This window comes from Actinoplanes sp. CA-051413 (assembly GCF_050955795.1).
GTDB lineage: Bacteria > Actinomycetota > Actinomycetes > Mycobacteriales > Micromonosporaceae > Actinoplanes.
Genome location: NZ_CP192100.1, coordinates 4,303,267 through 4,318,216, shown reverse-complemented (window position 1 = coordinate 4,318,216; position 14,950 = coordinate 4,303,267). Strand labels below are relative to the sequence as shown.

The window sequence follows — 14,950 nt, the reverse complement described above, 5'->3', positions numbered from 1 at the left end:
CCGATTCGCCCGATCCGCCCGTGCCGAGGCGCCCGGCCGCGTAGCCTGAGCCAAGTGATACCCGCGCCGACGGTGCAGACCCCGGCCGGCGGTGCACCCCGCGCCCGGGGACGTCGGTCGCGGATCGTCGCCCTCGTCGTGGCGCTCGGCATGATCGGCACCGTGCTGGCGGTGGGCGCGCTCCGGCGGGCCGCCGAGGACCGCTTCGATCAGGCGCTGGAGCAGCGGACCACGATGGTCGCGCGCACCCTGACCGCCGAGATGCGGCGCTACACCACTTCCCTGCTCGACCTGGCCGCCGCGGTCGGCGCCCAGGGGCAGCTGTCGAGACCGGAGTTCGACGCCATCACCGCCGCGACCGACCGGCAACGGCTGCCCGGGGCCACCGGAGTGGCGCTGGTCGTGCCGGCCACCGGCGCCGAGGTTCCCCGGGTCCAGGCCCAATGGCGCCGCGCCGGCAGCCCCGACCTGCGGTTGCAGCCGGCGCCAGGGCACACCTCCGAGCATCTGTTCGTGGTCCTGAACCGGGCCATCGACGGCAGCGGCTCATCCGCGGGTCAGGACCTCGCGGCGGCACCCGAGGCGGCAGCCGCGCTCAGCCAGGCCCGCGAAGGTCACCAGGTCGCCATCAGTGCGAGCTACCGCCTGCTGCAGGACGCCGCCGTACCCCAGGAGGCCCAGCAGCTGGGCTTCGCGCTGGCCGCGCCGGTCTACTCCACCTCACCGTCGGCGAGCGACGCCGGCCAGTTCCGCGGCTGGATGGTGATGGCGCTGCGCGGCGGCGACTTCCTCCAGGACGCGATCAGCCGGATCGCCGGGGAAACTGTCGCCGTGACGCTCTCGGACGCGTCGAACGGCGTCGCCACCCCGGTCGGGCGCCGGTTGCCGAGCGCGGCGATCGACGAGAGCCGGCCCGCCCGTACCTTGCCGATCCCGGTGCCCCAGCGCACCTGGCAGGTCACCGTCGCGCCCACCGGCCTGGTGCTGGCCGGCACCGCGCTGCACCTGGACGTCGTCGCCGCCCTGATCGGCACGCTGATCACCGCGCTGCTCGCGGCCCTGACCGGCACGGTGGTCAGCTCCCGCGACCGCGCGCTGCGCCGGGTCGACGCGGCCACCGCGGCGCTGCGCGACGACATCAACCGCCGGGAGGCGGTCGAGCAGCAGCTGCGCCGGCGCGAGGAGGAACTGGTCGGCTTCGCCGGTGTCGTCGCCCACGACCTGCGCAGCCCGCTGGCGCGGATCACCGGCTACGCCGACTTCCTGCGTGAGGAGGCCGCGCCCCGGCTCGAGCCGGAGCACCGCGAGTTCCTGGAGCGCCTGTACGGGGGCGCCCAGCGGATGCAGTCGCTGATCGACGACCTGCTGAACTACGCGACAGCGGACAATCGGACGTTACGGCGCACCGAGGTGGATGTGAACCGGCTGGTGGCCGACGTGATCCGGGACCGGGTCGGCGGCACGGGCGGCCAGCAGCCCACGATCGTGGTCGGCCTGCTGCCCAGCGTCGACGGGGACCCGGTCCTGCTGCGCCAGGTCGTCGACAACCTCGTCGGCAACGCTTTGAAGTACACCCCCGCCGGGCAGCAGCCGTGCCTCGAGATCACCGGTACGGCGCTGGAGGCGGGCGGCTGGTGCATCGAGATCGCCGACCGGGGCATCGGCATCCCGGCGGCCCAGCGCGCGACCGTGTTCGACCCGTTCATCAGGGCGGACGGCAGCCAGCCGTACCACGGCACCGGGCTGGGGCTCGCCATCGTGCACCGCATCATCGAACGCCACGGCGGCGAGGTCGGCGTACGGGAGAACCCGGGCGGCGGCAGCCGGTTCTGGTTCACCGTGCCGGCCACTCCCCCGGACGGGCAGAGCACCGCCACCGCCGAACGGACCGGCGCCGCCCGCTAAGTACCGCAGCTTCCGGTCCGAACAGACGGGTGTGCCGGACCAGGTCTTTCTCCTCGGCAACACCGTCATCATGGTGGCGTACGCGGCGATCTCCGTCGCGATCGCCGTCCCGGTGGCCCGCGCCGGACAGCTGCGCACCAACCGGCTGGCCACCGCAACCGCGCTGATCTTCTTCAGTTGCGCCGTCGGGCACGGTTTCCACTCGGTCATGACCTACCGGGCCCTCATCTCCGGGCAGACCCACCCGGGGATGGTCGCGGGCTCCTGGGCCGCAGCCTCCTGGGATCTGTTCACGGCCGCCGTCGGCGTCTATTACTGGACGCTCCGGCGCGGATATGGCGTCCTGCTACGCCGGGGAGCAATGTACGTCGCTCCCCAGGACCAGCAACGCCTGGATGTGGCCGACGCCAGCGAGCGAGCGGCTCAGGACCTGGCCGAGAGCCACCGCGCCACGCTCACCGCCGTCGTGGAGCACAGCGACGACGCGATCATCGGCGTCACGCCGGCCGGCACGGTCACCGCCTGGAACGGCGGCGCGGAACGTCTCTTCGGCTACACCGCGGCGGAGGTGGTCGGGCGCCCGGCGTCGATGCTGGCCGACAGCGCGGGGCTCGGCGAGCAGTCCGACGTCCTGTCCCGGATCACCGCGGGCGAGCGCAGCGTGCACTACGAGGCCACCCGGGTGCACAAGGACGGCTCGCCGCTCGAGATCGCGGTGAGCGTGGCCCCCATCCGGGGCCGCGACGACACGATCATCGGGGTCTCCGTGGTGGCCCGCGACATCGCCGCCGCGAAACAGGCGGCCGAGCGCCGCCGGCAGGTGGAGGAACGCACCCACCAGGCCCAGCGGATGGAGAGCCTCGGCAAGCTCGCCGGCGGAGTCGCCCACGACTTCAACAACATCCTGGCGATCATCGTCAACTACACCGACTTCGCGGCCGAGCAGTCGGCCGACCCCGCCGTACGCGCCGACCTGGAACACGTCCGGATCGCCGCCGACCGGGCCATCAGCCTCACCCACCAGCTGCTGGTCTTCACCCGCGGGGACACCATCCAGCCGCAGGACATCGACCTGAACGCGTCCATCGACGAGGTCCGGGCGATGCTGCACCGCACCATCGGCGAGGACATCGACCTGCGGACCCAGCCGGCCCCGGCGCCGCTGACGGTGCACGCCGACGCGGGCCAGATCCAGCAGGTGCTGCTGAACCTCTCCCTCAACGCCCGCGACGCGATGCCCCAGGGCGGCACGCTGGTGATCGAGGCGGACCGGGCCCGGCTGGACGAGCACCAGCTCGACATGCACCCCGAGCTGGCGCCCGGCGCGTACGCCCGGTTGCAGGTCAGCGACACCGGCGAAGGCATCGAGCCGGAGGTCGCCGCGCACATCTTCGAGCCGTTCTACACCACCAAGCCGCGAGGCCAGGGCACCGGCCTGGGACTGTCCACCGTGTACGGCATCGTGACGGAGGCGGGCGGCAGCATCAACGTGTACTCGGAGCCCGGGGTCGGCACCACCTTCCGGGTGTACCTGCCCCTGGCCGAGACGGCGCAGGACACGATGGTCACCCGCGCCGTCGAGGCGGCCGTGCCGCAGGGACACCAGGAGACGGTGCTGGTCGTCGAGGACGAACCGGCGCTCGGCCGGATCGTCGCCCGCATCCTGAGCCAGGGCAGCTACCGCGTGCTGTCGGCGGCGTCCGGGCCGGAGGCGCTGGAACTGGACCGGGATCAGGGCTGTGACCTGCTGCTGACCGATGTGATCATGCCGGGGATGTCCGGTCCGCGGCTGGCGGAGCTGCTGGCGGCCCGGCACCCTGGACTGCCGGTGCTGTTCATGTCGGGCTACAGCAACGGGCTGCTCGGGTCGACCCACGTGCTGGACCCGGACATCGCGTTCATCGAGAAGCCGTTCACGGCGGACGACCTGCTCCGGCGGGTCAGCAGCGTGCTGAGCAGCACCACGACGCGGTCGTAACCGCCACGACCGCGTGGTGAGCGACACTGGGACGCGGTCGTAACGGCCGAGGCCACGACCGGCCGTGATCAGTAAAATTCTGGCCGTGCTGATCCGAGCGAAGACCGAGGCGGACACCGCCGGCTGCGTCGACCTGTTGCTGCAGGTGCACCGGCAGGACAACTATCCGCTGCACCTCGGGCCGCACGAGGTCCCCGGCTTCCTCGCCGGTGAGCACGAGGAGGCCGCGTGGGTGGCCGAGCGGGACGGCCGGATCGTCGGGCACGTCGCCCTGCACTGCCCTTCGGAGGACCCGACGCTGACCGTCGCCGCGGCAGCGACCGGCCTGCCGACGGACGCGCTGGCCCTGGTGTCGCGGCTGTTCATCGCGCCGGACCTGCGCCGGAACGGCCTGGGCCGGGTGCTGCTGCGGCACGCGGCCGGACAGGCGCGGGCGTTCGGGCAGCGGGCGGTGCTCGACGTCGGTCAGACGCTGGCGCCGCCGATCGCCCTCTACGAGTCGGAGGGCTGGAACAGGGTCGGTGAGCTGCATCCCGCCCTCGACGACGGCACGGTCCTCGACCTCTGGGTGTACGTAAGCCCGGAGTCACCCGACCTCAGAATGGTCTAGCTCACCTCAGGATGGTCCGGCTCACCTCAAGAAGGTCAGGCTCACCTTAGTGGCTGTCTCTCTACCTATTTCCGCAGCTAGCGCCAGTATCGCTCCTCCCGGCTCGGTCTCTGCCGTTCGGATCTGCGTCACAGTGACGCCGATCCGAACGCCGCACCGGCGAGGTGGCTGTCCTTGATCGGGTGCGCGGATCTGGCCGAATTGAGTGCGTCGTACATCCATCCCAGCATGATCCCTTGTCTTCGATGGAATCCGGTCGGAGCGTGACGATGCCGAGTGAGACGGAACTGTCCGGAGAGCTGCTCTTGGTCGCCATCGTCGAGATGTCGCCAGGGCAGGCCGCAGCCGGGCAGCGGTACGAGGACACGGTGTTGGGGCTGCTGGGTCGGCACGGCGGATCGGTCGAGCGGCGAATGCGCGGCACGGACTCGGCAACCGAGGTACAGCTGATCCGGTTCCGCTCACGAGCCGGATACGAGTCCTTCATGGTCGACCCAAATCGACTCGGCTACCGGGACGGGATCGGCGATGCCGCGCCCACCACGCGGGTAGTCGAGGTACGTGACCTGTAGGCACACAGGTCCTCCGAGCTGGGCCCGATAGTCCTATGACGTCGGCGCGGCCCCGCCAACCCCGGAGACTCTGATGTGCTGATGTCCTACCCGGCGGGGAGGATGGGCGCGGGAGGTACAGATGAGCGACATCGCGGACGTTCCACCCGCCGTTGTGGGCCGGCTCCGGGTGATCTGCGGGGAACTGCCCGAGGCGTACGAGGAGCCGGCGTGGATCGGCCTGCGGTGGCGGATTCGCCGGCGGACGTTCCTGCACGTCTACACCACCGACGAGAGGCGGTCGGCGTACATCGATCTGGACGATCCGGCCATCCTGATGACCTTCCGGGCGCCGCCCGGGGAGTTGGCCGCGCTGGCGCATGCCGGCCCTCCGTTCTTCCGGGCCGACTGGGGTGTGAATGTCGTGGGAATCGTGCTGGACGACGAAACGGACTGGGTCGAGGTTGCCGAGCTGGTGACGGACAGCTATCGCGTGCAGGCGCCCCGCCGCCTCGCGTTCCGGCTGAAGGCAGGTGGATGAACCGCCGGCTACTTCCCCACGTTGCCGCTTATCCAGGTTCGGTGCTGAGAGACATTCCTATTCATGGTGGGATAGGGCGGGTTGCCGCACTGGCCAGAGATATTTCAGGAGACGATTCCGATGACGACATCACCCAGTGCCGCATGCTCCGGCCGTCTGGCCGGATTTGCGGATGCAGTTCATTCCGGGCGTGATCTGCTTCACGAACTGGTAGATGCCTTCGCAGGTCCACCGCGGCGTGACATCGAGGAAGACCTCGCGTCGTTCGTTGGGGAAGCCCGCATTGCTGGTCTTTCCGTAGCCGGTCGTGACTACCTCGCCGGTCGGCACCGCGCCCTGGCTGGGCAGTGCGGGTGCGATGAGGGGCTCCGACAGCAAGATGGGCTGGTCAAGCGCAGGATCGCGAGATCGCCGTCCATTGCCGGGACGCGCCTTCACTCGGTTCGGGTATCGGCCTCGAGCACGGTGAGGTCGCGCACCGCGTACCGGTGATGCTCGGCCTCTTCCTTGAGCACGACGCTGAGGCAGCGGCGTACGACGTAGTCCTTGTCCGGGTAGTGGTCGGCCGGCTTGCGACCACATACCCGGTCGAGCTCGGCCTCGGTGAGCTCGTCGACGACCCGGCGCATCGTGGCCATGCGGGCGAGCCGCGGCGCGAGTACCTCGTCGAGCGTCGGGATGGCATCGAGGGTGAGCCCGAGGAGCTTCGCCGATGCTTCGGCCGACTTCCCGCCGCCAGGAAGGCCCAACGAGTGGTACGGCGCATCCTCCTCGAGCACGGCGTTGCCGATCCAGGCATCGCTGGCCATCAGCAGATGCCGCTGCGTCTCGACGAACGACCACTCGCCGTCGACCTGCTCATGCAGCTTCGCCTCGGGTAAGCGCCTGGCGCGGTCGAGCGTCTCCTCCCACTGCTTCTCGATGGCATCCCAAGCGGCCCGGTATTCGGCGGCGGACGTGGCCTCACGGGCCAGCACCCGGTTGGGATGCAGCCGATCGAGCTCGGCCTCGACGTAGGCGGTCACGTCGACGTCATTGACAACGACACGCTCGAAGCCGCCACCAAGGGAGACGTTACCCCCATAGCAGTCCACAATCTTCAGACCGGTGACGTCGCAATCGCGAATCTCGAGACCAGAGAGGTCGCACAGATGGATGCGGGCACCACGGAACTGGTCACCTTGGGTGTACTCAGCAGGCATCGGGACAGCTTCCCGTAGCCGTCCCGCCCCCGCAAGTGAATGGCACAACGTGAGGGTTGCGTATTGCGTCCGGGTGGGAGAGTGCGGGATCGAGCATCTTGGCGAGCGCTCGACGATCGATCTTGCCCGCGCGGTTGAGAGGCATCTCGTCCAGCCAGACGTAGACGCGTGGAATCATCGGCGCGGGTAGCCAACTACCCAGTTGGCTTGTGAGCAGCTCGTCGGGTCGCCGTTCGCCGACCAGATAGGCGACGATGGCCGCGCCGCCCGGGGTGTCCTCGCGCAACAGTGCCGCCGCGTCGACCACGGATCGGCATGCGCGCAGGTTGTGCTCAAGCCCCGCGACCCACTCAACCCCGCACTGCGGACACGCCACCCTGCGAGGCTGCCTCACCGCGGCGATCCGGGCCCGGCTGCGTCGGACCGTACGCCAATGCCGCGCCCGGCACGCCGCCGAGCAGAAGACCATGGACGCCTTCGCCCCACGCGCCAGCAGCCCGCCACAGACCGGACACCGCCGCGGCGCCGGCTCCGCCGACGCCGTTCCAGTCGGCTGCGGCAGCAGCGACAACCAACCCCGAGCACGCCGCTCGCCATCGGTCATACCGCGAGCGTACGACCGACGCGAATCCGATCTTGAAGTTCAAGGACAGGCTCTTAAGGAGGTCCGGCTCACCTGACGATGGTCCGGCTCACCTCAAGAAGGTCCGGCTCACCTGACGAAGGTCCGGCTCACCTGAAGAAGGTCCGGCTCACCTGACGATGGTCCGGCTCACCTGACGATGGTCCGGCTCACCTGACGATGGTCCGGCTCATCTCAGGATGGTCTGGCTCAGCGGCGCAGGATCCGGTCGCCGACGACCGCCGGGATCCGCCGCAGGTAGCGGACGACGGCTTCCGGTCCTGGGGCCGGCAGCACCGCCGTCGCCCGTTGGACGCCGGCGAGGATCCGGTCGGGAACGGTGACGGCGGAGAACCGCACGAGGCGGGACAACCGACGACGGTTTCCTGGCGGGTGCTTGGGAGCGGTCGGCGGCGTAGGGGCGGCCGCGCCGGGGTGGTAGACCTCCTGGAGCCGGCTAGCCACCGCAGCGAAGCCGTAGCGAGCCGCCAAGGTCGCGCGGGCCCGGGGCAGGTCCAGAGTGTTCAGCTCCTTGCACAGCCGGCGGTAACCGTCGGCGATGACGTCCGGATCCTCGCTCGGCTCGATCAGCAGGCCGGCCTGGTGCTCGATCCCGGCCAGCGTCTCTGCCGGGCCCTGGCTGCGGGCGACCAGCACGGGCGTACCGGTGGCGACCGCCTCGACCACCGTCATGCCGAAGGTTTCCAGCCGGCTGGCGTGCACGAGCAGGTCGTGTTCGTGCATCAACGCGGTCACCTGGTCCGGCGGCACGGCCGGCCGGCGGGTGACCCGGCCGCTGAGCCCCAGGCCGGCGATCCGCCGGTCGAGGGTGTTCGCCAGCGGACCCGTCCCCACCAGGGTCAGGCTGACCCGCGGGTCTTCGGCGGCGATCCGGGCGAAACCGTCGACCAGCGTCAGCACGCCCTTGTGGGCCATCAGCCGTCCGGCGTAGAGCCAGCGTGACAGCTCGCGGGGTGGGCGTTCGCGGACCGTGAACCGGTCGAAGTCGATGGCGTTGGGCACGATGCTCAGCTTGTGGGCGTACTCGGGGAAGTAGTCGGCTAGCTGGTCGAACAGGTGCCGGCCCACGCAGAGCAGGGCGTCGGCGCGGGACAACATCTCGGCGTACTGGTCGCAGGCACCGGGCTGGGCGAAGACCTCGGGCAGGAAGGTCGCGTGCTCGGTCACCACGATCCGGGCGTCCGGGCGGGCCAGCCGCATCGCCACGACCCCGCCCAGCATGCCGGTGTGGGCGTGCACGACCGGCGCCTCGATCCGGCCGGTCGGCAGGGTGGCGCGCAGGGCCCGGACCTGGGCCTCGGCGAACGCCGGGTAGCCGCGGCCGGCCGCAGTCGGCACCGCCACGCGGGTCAGCTCGCCCTCGGGTGTGTCCAGCACGACCGCCTGGCCGGACCGGGCCGCCTGTCGTTCCGCGGCGACTCCGACGCGGTTGCCGGTCACGCCCGTCGGCGAGTAGTACCAGTTCTGCGTGTGCAGGATCGCGACCCGGTTGTGGTCCGGCCGCACCGCGGCGGTTGAGGCCTGCACGAACGCCCCCGCGTACGGGTCGTCGGGTGAGGGGTACCAGGGCGTCACGACGGCCAGGTCGGCCGGCGCGGTACGCCGCGCGGGCTCCGCCGAGGGTTCCAGCCGGACGGACACGCCCGGACGCCGGCGGCCGACGAACCACGCCACGGCCAGCGCCTCGGGGTCCCCGGCGATCAGCAGGCCGTCGTCGGGCAACGGGCCGTCGGCAGCGAGCAGCAGCCGTCGGGCAGCGCCCGCGTCCAGCCGATGCACCGTTACCGCGGGTGGCAATTGGACCTGTGCCCATTCCGTCCGGTCGGTGATTAGCAGGGTGACGCGCGTGCCGACCGCGACGAGGGCACCGGTGTGATGCACCGCCGCGGCGATCCGGCGGGTGTCCAGCGCGACGTAAACCGCTGTTGTCACCGCGCGGATCCGAACCCGGATCCAGCCCGGCCCGGCGCGGATCCGGCCGGGGCGCCGGGCCGGGCCGGATCCGCGCCGGGCCGAGCCGGAATCGCACCGGACGCGGCTGGGGACGCACCAGACGCCGCTGGCGACGCACCAGACGCGGCTGGGGTCGCACCGGATCCGGCTGGAGCCGCGGGTCGCGCGCAGACGGCCTCGTACAGCTGCTCGAGCCGGCCGGTCTGGTTGTCCAGATCGAAGTGGGCTTCCATGTGCCGACGCGCCTGACGGCCCAGGCGGCCCCGAAGCTCGTCGTCGGTAAGCACCTGCCGGATGGCCGCGGCCAGCGCCGGACGATCACCCTCGGCACAGAGCAGGCCGGTCTCCCCGTGCACCACCGCTTCCGGAATGCCGCTGTGATAGGTGGAGATCGTCGGCAGGCCCGCACTGCCCGCCTCGAGGATCGTGGTCGGCAGCCCCTCGGTGTCCCCGTCCGGAGCCGTCTTCGACGGGGAGACGAACACCTTGGCCTCCGCCAGCGACCGCCGCACCACAGCGGAGTCCTGCGCCCCCAGGAACGTCGCGTCCAGGCCCAGCTCGGCGGCCCGGCGGCGGCTCGCGTCCTCCAGCGGGCCGGTGCCGATGAACAGCATCCGCGGGCGCAGCTCCCCCACCATCGCCGCGGCCTCCAGCAGGTCGTCGATGCCCTTCTTGGCGACGAAGCGCCCGACGAAGACTATGTCCCAGCGCGGCGGCACCGGCGCCGGGACGCCGGCCAGAGGTACGCCTGTGTGGTGCACGCGAACCTTCGCCGGGTCGGCGCCCAGCTCCGTCGCCCGGTCCCGGATGAACTCCGACACCGCGATGATCAGAGTGGCGCGGGCGAAGACCGTGCGCAGGTGGCGGCGGTGCCGGGCGCCGCGCAGGCCGGGCCGGCGGGCCTGGCTCGTCACGTCGAGGCCGTGCAGGGTGACCACCAGCGGGATGCCCAGCTGGGTGGCCGTCCGGCTGATGAGCCAGCCGTCGCCGGCGAAGTGCGCGTGGACCAGCGCCGGGCGCAGTCCGGCCAGCAGGCGGCGGAGCCGGGCGGATCTCCCGGTCAGCCGCAGCAGGAACCAGCCCGTCCGGCCGGCGGCGGTCTCCGGGAAGGCGATCACGTCGGTGTCTGCGGCGATCGGGGACGCGACCTTCACGGCGCCCAGATAAGCCGGTCGCCAGCGGGTCAGTGCGCCGGCCTGATGGCGGATGAAGGTCTCCGAGCCGGGCAGCAGGCAACTGCGCCAGATCGCGACTGTCCTAGCGGCGGGCGCCGTCATGCGCCAGCTCCCCAATGCGGTCCCCGAGCGCCGGCACTCGCCGTTCGGCGGTCATCGGCGCCGCGACGCTGCCGCGCTGTTCGCGGCGGCGGCCCAGGACCAGGTCGCGCAGGTTGTGGCGCAGCTTCGGCGGGATCAGCCAGATCTGCAGGAAGGTCAGGTAGTCGATCGGGCCGGGACGGCCGTGCCGGCGCGCGTCGCGCAGCAGCATGCCGAAGATCCGGGCGCTGCGGGTCGGTGCGGCCATCGAGCTGATCACGCTCATGAGCAGAGCCGCGTACGCCCGCGGGGTGAGCAGGTGGCGGCTGCGGTGCAGCCACTCGAGCTGTCCCTCCCAGGGCGAGCTCAGCGTGATCCGGGGGCGGTCCTCGTCCTGGTGGAAGAGCACCAGCGCCTCGGCCGCGATGACCAGCTCGACCTCGTCGTGGCTGACCGCGCGCAGCACCCAGTCGAGCTCCTGCATGCGGCGCAGCCCGACGGTGAACGGCTCGCGGCGCAGCAGCGCGGTCGGCGCCATGATGGTCGACGTCTGGATGAAGCCGTCGCCGTAGAACAGGCCGCGGCGCACGGTGAGGTACTCGCTGACCGGCTCGCCCGGCGCCGGCAGCCGGCGCGGCATGACCGAGTCGGCGCGCGGGGTGCGGTTGATCAGGCGGCTGGCCACCACCGGCATCGCCACCCCGGCGTCGCGGGCCGCGTCGAGCTGCACCGCCAGCTTGTGGGGCAGCCACTCGTCGTCGTCGTCCAGCAAGGCCGTCCAGGGTGCGCGGGCCTCGCGGACGCCGACGTTGCGGGCGTTGGGGGCGCCACCGGAGCGCGGCAGCACCAGCACCCGCAGCCGCGCGTCGGTGATCAACGCCAGCGCGTCGCTCGTCGCCTCGTCCGGCCCGTCGACCACCACGATGACCTCGATGTTGCCCACCGTCTGGGTCAGGGCGCTGCGGACCGCGCGCGTCACCAGCTCCGGGCGGAAACGCGTCGGAATGACCACGCTGACTTCGGGCAGGGCATCCATGGTGAACCTCTCAACTCCGCAATGCGGACGAGCGCATTGGCGTGAGCGAATCGCAGTGCGAGCACCCGCGGCACGCGGGACACGGCCTGGAAATTACGGAGCGCGAACGGCCGGCGGGTTAACAGACAGTGGATAATGCGGGTAGAACGCGAAAGCACCTGCGGCTGTCCACTACGTACGCCGGTTAACGTCAGCTGACTGGTAAATGGCGGAAGCACCAATAGCAGCGGAATTCTCAATGCCGATTGCCTTTTCCGGGCGGCCCTATACAATCGCCGGCATTCGTATTGCAGATCGGCAGGCTTGGGGAAGGCGTACGTGACGATCGACGAGGCCGGGGCCGGCCGGCGTGTCGTGATGCTGGTCGACAACGGCGTCGAGGGCGACTCCCGGGTGCAGAAGACCGCCCGGTCGGCCGCCGACGCGGGATGGGACGTCGTCCTGCTGGGCTGTTCACCGACCGGGGTGGCCGAGCAGTGGCGGCTCGGCGACGCGGAGGTCCGCCTGCTCGCGATGACCGGTCCCGCGACGGGAACGGGTGGCCTGCGTGCCCGGCTGCTGGCCCGCGGTGGACTGCTGCTGCGGGCGGCGCGGTGGGCCCGGCGTCCCCTGGAGTACGCGCAGGTGTGGTTCTGGCGGGCCGTCGAGGGTGACCGGGCCTGGCGGCGGCTGGAGCCGGGCCTGTGGAACTACGAGCGGGCCTTCGGTGCGGTGATCGACGAGCTGGCGCCGGACCTCATCCACGCGCACGACTTCCGGATGCTGGGGGTGGGTGCGCGGGCGGCGCTCCGGGCCCGGGCCGCCGGTCGTCCGGTCAAACTGGTCTGGGATGCGCACGAGTTCCTGCCCGGCGCCCGGCCGAGACGGGACAACGCGCGGTGGCTGCCCGCCCACCTGGCCTACGAGCGGGAGCACGTGCCGTACGCGGATGCGGTCGTGACCGTCTCCCCCATGCTGGCCGAGCTGCTGCAGCGCGAGCACCGCCTGGCCGAGCTGCCGGCCGTCGTGCTCAACGCCCCGGCGGTCACCACGCCACCGCAGGACAGCAGCGTGGCGCCCGATCTGCGCCGGCTGTGCGGCCTGGACGACACGACGCCACTGCTGGTCTACAGCGGGTCGGCCACCGTCCAGCGTGGACTCGGCACCGTCGTGGCGGCGCTGCCCCGGCTGAAGGGTGTGCACCTCGCGCTGGTTGTCGGGGATGCCTCGACGCCGTACGTGCGGGAACTGCTCGCCACCGCGGCCCGGCTCGGAATCGCCGACCGGGTCCACACCGTGCCCTACGTGCCGCACCGGCAGGTGCCGGCCCTGCTGGCGTCGGCCGACGCCGGGCTGATCCCGCTGCACCACTGGCCCAACCATGAGATCGCGCTGATCACCAAGTTCTTCGAGTACTCCCACGCGCGGCTGCCCATCGTGGTCAGCGACGTGCGCACGATGGCCGAGACCGTCCGGGCCACCGGCCAGGGCGAGGTGTTCCGGGCCCGGGACGCGGCCGACCTCGCGCGCGCGGTCCAGGCCGTGCTGGCCGATCCCGGCCGCTACCGCGGGGTCTACGACGGACCGGACAGTCCCCTGCCCGCATGGACCTGGGCGGCCCAGGCCCAGGTGCTCGACGCGCTCTACCGGCGCCTGCTGGCCGGCCGCACGATCAAGGAGAACACCGCGCGATGAGCGTGCCCGACGTCAGCATCGTGGTGCCGGTCTACAACACCATGCCCTACCTCACCCAGTGCCTGAACTCGCTGGTGGAGCAGACCATCGGGCGGGAACGGCTGCAGATCGTCGCCGTGGACGACGGCTCAACCGACCGCAGCGGCGCGGAGCTGGACCGTTTCGCGCAGCGGTATCCGGAGCTGTTCACCGTCATTCACCAGGCCAATTCCGGCGGCCCGGCCGGCCCGTGCAACCGGGCGCTCGAGGTCGCCACCGGCCGCTACGTCTTCTTCGTCGGATCCGACGACCACCTCGGCCCGGACGCGCTGCGGCGGCTGGTGGCCGCGGCCGACACGTACGGCTCCGACGTGGTGCTGGGCCGGGTGGTCGGCGTCAACAGCCGGCACATCTACCAGGACATCTTCGCCCGCGACGAACCCGACCTGGACCTGTTCGACTCGCCGCTGCCGCGCTCGCTGGCCAACACCAAGCTGTTCCGGCGGGAACTGCTCGAGCAGCACGCCATCCGCTACCCCGAGGACATGCGGATCGGCAGCGACCTGCCGTTCACCCTGGAGGCGTGCTACCGGGCCCGGCGCATCTCGGTGCTGGCCGACTACGACTACTACTTCGCCGTCCGGCGCTTCAGCGCCACGAACATCACCTACCTCAGCCGGCACCTGGAACGGCTGCGGACCGCCGAGGCGATCGTGGCCTTCGTGGCGAAGCTGATCGAGCCGGGCCGGCACCGCGACGCCGTGCTGCTGCGCCGGTTCGACCACGAGGTGGCCCGCCTGCTGGAGGACGACTTCCTGCTGCTGGACCGGACCCTGCAGGCGCAGCTCCACGAGGGGGTGGGCCGGCTGGTCGCCGACCATCTCACCGAGGACATCGCGGCCGGGCTGGGCGCCGAGACCCGGATCCGGATGGCGGTGGCCCGCGACGGCGACCTGGACGACCTGCTGGCCGTCATCCGCCAGGACGCGCGCCGCGGCGCACCGGGCACCCTCGTCGAGGACGGCCGGTGGTACGCGCGCTATCCCGGCTTCCGCGACCCGGACCGCCGGCTGCCCGACTCCTGCTTCGAGGTGACCGCGCACCCGGACTGGGCCGCCCGCCTCGACGCGACCGGGCTCGACTTTGAGACCGATGAGCGCGGCCGGCGGGTGCTGACCATCACCGCGCGTACGCCCGTCGCCGACCTGTCCGCCCTCGGCCTCGACCGGATCGCCGTGAGCGCCGAGGAGGTGCCGGCCGAGGTGAGTGTCGTCGGCAGTGACGGGACGGGCACCACCGTACGGATCAGGTTTGCCGCGGCGGAGCTGGTCGCCGCCACTGCGGCGACCGGCCGGCGCCGGATCGTCTCGTCGCAGGCCGGAGAGTTCGACGCGACCCGCGCGCTGGGTGCGGTGAGCGCCACCGGCGCGGCGGGCGCGATGGCGGTGCGGGCACCCGCGCTGCGCCGTCCGAAGCCGCTGGTGCTCCGGCGCGGCGCTCGTTTCTCCGCGCTGACCTGCACGGTGGAGGGTTCCGGCCGGCTCATGATCTCCGTGGTGCCGTTGACACCGCAGCGGGTCGGCGCCCACGTCCGCCGCATCCTGCGCCGACGGGGGTGACCG

13 protein-coding genes are annotated in these 14,950 nt (G+C 71.5%); 7 read left to right on the top strand and 6 right to left on the bottom strand.

The genetic code is table 11. From position 1 onward, the window contains the following. Positions 1-54 precede the first annotated feature (54 nt). The 5 genes from ACQP2Y_RS20070 (at position 55) to ACQP2Y_RS20050 (ending at position 5,585) form a co-directional block, all read left to right on the top strand. Positions 55-1,905 (top strand): sensor histidine kinase, encoded by a 1,851-nt coding sequence (locus ACQP2Y_RS20070; RefSeq protein ID WP_433730434.1) that lies wholly within the window; start codon positions 55-57, stop codon positions 1,903-1,905. Positions 1,906-1,936: 31 nt separating this feature from the next. Further along, positions 1,937-3,883 carry an ATP-binding protein gene (locus tag ACQP2Y_RS20065; RefSeq protein WP_433730432.1) on the top strand — a complete coding sequence of 649 codons (1,947 nt, stop codon included), beginning with the start codon at positions 1,937-1,939 and terminating at the stop codon, positions 3,881-3,883. A gap of 85 nt (positions 3,884-3,968) precedes the next feature. Then, a complete protein-coding gene (locus ACQP2Y_RS20060) occupies positions 3,969-4,493 on the top strand; it encodes an N-acetyltransferase family protein (RefSeq protein ID WP_433730430.1) in 525 nt (174 codons plus the stop codon). 245 nt (positions 4,494-4,738) lie between these two features. Beyond that, the gene (locus ACQP2Y_RS20055; RefSeq protein WP_433732005.1) at positions 4,739-5,065 is read left to right on the top strand and encodes a hypothetical protein; all 327 of its coding nucleotides are present in this window, start codon (positions 4,739-4,741) and stop codon (positions 5,063-5,065) included. A 121-nt stretch (positions 5,066-5,186) separates the two neighbouring features. Then, positions 5,187-5,585 (top strand): MmcQ/YjbR family DNA-binding protein, encoded by a 399-nt coding sequence (locus ACQP2Y_RS20050; protein WP_433730428.1) that lies wholly within the window; start codon positions 5,187-5,189, stop codon positions 5,583-5,585. Between the two features lie 129 nt (positions 5,586-5,714). Here the strand turns inward: ACQP2Y_RS20050 and ACQP2Y_RS20045 are convergent, their stop codons facing one another. The 6 genes from ACQP2Y_RS20045 to ACQP2Y_RS20020 all read right to left on the bottom strand — a co-directional run bounded on the left by ACQP2Y_RS20045 (position 5,715) and on the right by ACQP2Y_RS20020 (position 11,675). Then, positions 5,715-6,023 carry a hypothetical protein gene (locus ACQP2Y_RS20045; RefSeq protein WP_433730426.1) on the bottom strand — a complete coding sequence of 103 codons (309 nt, stop codon included), beginning with the start codon at positions 6,021-6,023 and terminating at the stop codon, positions 5,715-5,717. Further along, on the bottom strand, positions 6,020-6,787 hold the full coding sequence (locus ACQP2Y_RS20040) for a DinB family protein (protein ID WP_433730424.1): 768 nt from the start codon (positions 6,785-6,787) through the stop codon (positions 6,020-6,022). Before ACQP2Y_RS20040 ends, ACQP2Y_RS20045 begins: the two co-directional genes overlap by 4 nt. Then, a complete protein-coding gene (locus ACQP2Y_RS20035; protein WP_433730422.1) occupies positions 6,777-7,094 on the bottom strand; it encodes a hypothetical protein in 318 nt (105 codons plus the stop codon). The genes ACQP2Y_RS20040 and ACQP2Y_RS20035 overlap by 11 nt, the downstream gene beginning before the upstream one ends. A gap of 525 nt (positions 7,095-7,619) precedes the next feature. Further along, the gene (locus ACQP2Y_RS20030; protein WP_433730420.1) at positions 7,620-9,362 is read right to left on the bottom strand and encodes a glycosyltransferase family 4 protein; all 1,743 of its coding nucleotides are present in this window, start codon (positions 9,360-9,362) and stop codon (positions 7,620-7,622) included. Then, positions 9,359-10,660, bottom strand: coding sequence for a glycosyltransferase (locus ACQP2Y_RS20025; protein ID WP_433730418.1), 1,302 nt, complete (start codon positions 10,658-10,660; stop codon positions 9,359-9,361). Before ACQP2Y_RS20025 ends, ACQP2Y_RS20030 begins: the two co-directional genes overlap by 4 nt. Next, positions 10,641-11,675 carry a glycosyltransferase family 2 protein gene (locus ACQP2Y_RS20020; protein WP_433730416.1) on the bottom strand — a complete coding sequence of 345 codons (1,035 nt, stop codon included), beginning with the start codon at positions 11,673-11,675 and terminating at the stop codon, positions 10,641-10,643. The genes ACQP2Y_RS20025 and ACQP2Y_RS20020 overlap by 20 nt, the downstream gene beginning before the upstream one ends. Positions 11,676-12,032: 357 nt before the next feature. Here ACQP2Y_RS20020 and ACQP2Y_RS20015 point away from each other — a divergent pair, with 357 nt between their 5' ends. After that, the gene (locus tag ACQP2Y_RS20015) at positions 12,033-13,349 is read left to right on the top strand and encodes a glycosyltransferase (protein WP_433732003.1); all 1,317 of its coding nucleotides are present in this window, start codon (positions 12,033-12,035) and stop codon (positions 13,347-13,349) included. Beyond that, positions 13,346-14,947, top strand: a complete 1,602-nt coding sequence (locus ACQP2Y_RS20010; protein WP_433730414.1) for a glycosyltransferase family 2 protein — start codon at positions 13,346-13,348, stop codon at positions 14,945-14,947. Before ACQP2Y_RS20015 ends, ACQP2Y_RS20010 begins: the two co-directional genes overlap by 4 nt. Positions 14,948-14,950 lie beyond the last annotated feature (3 nt).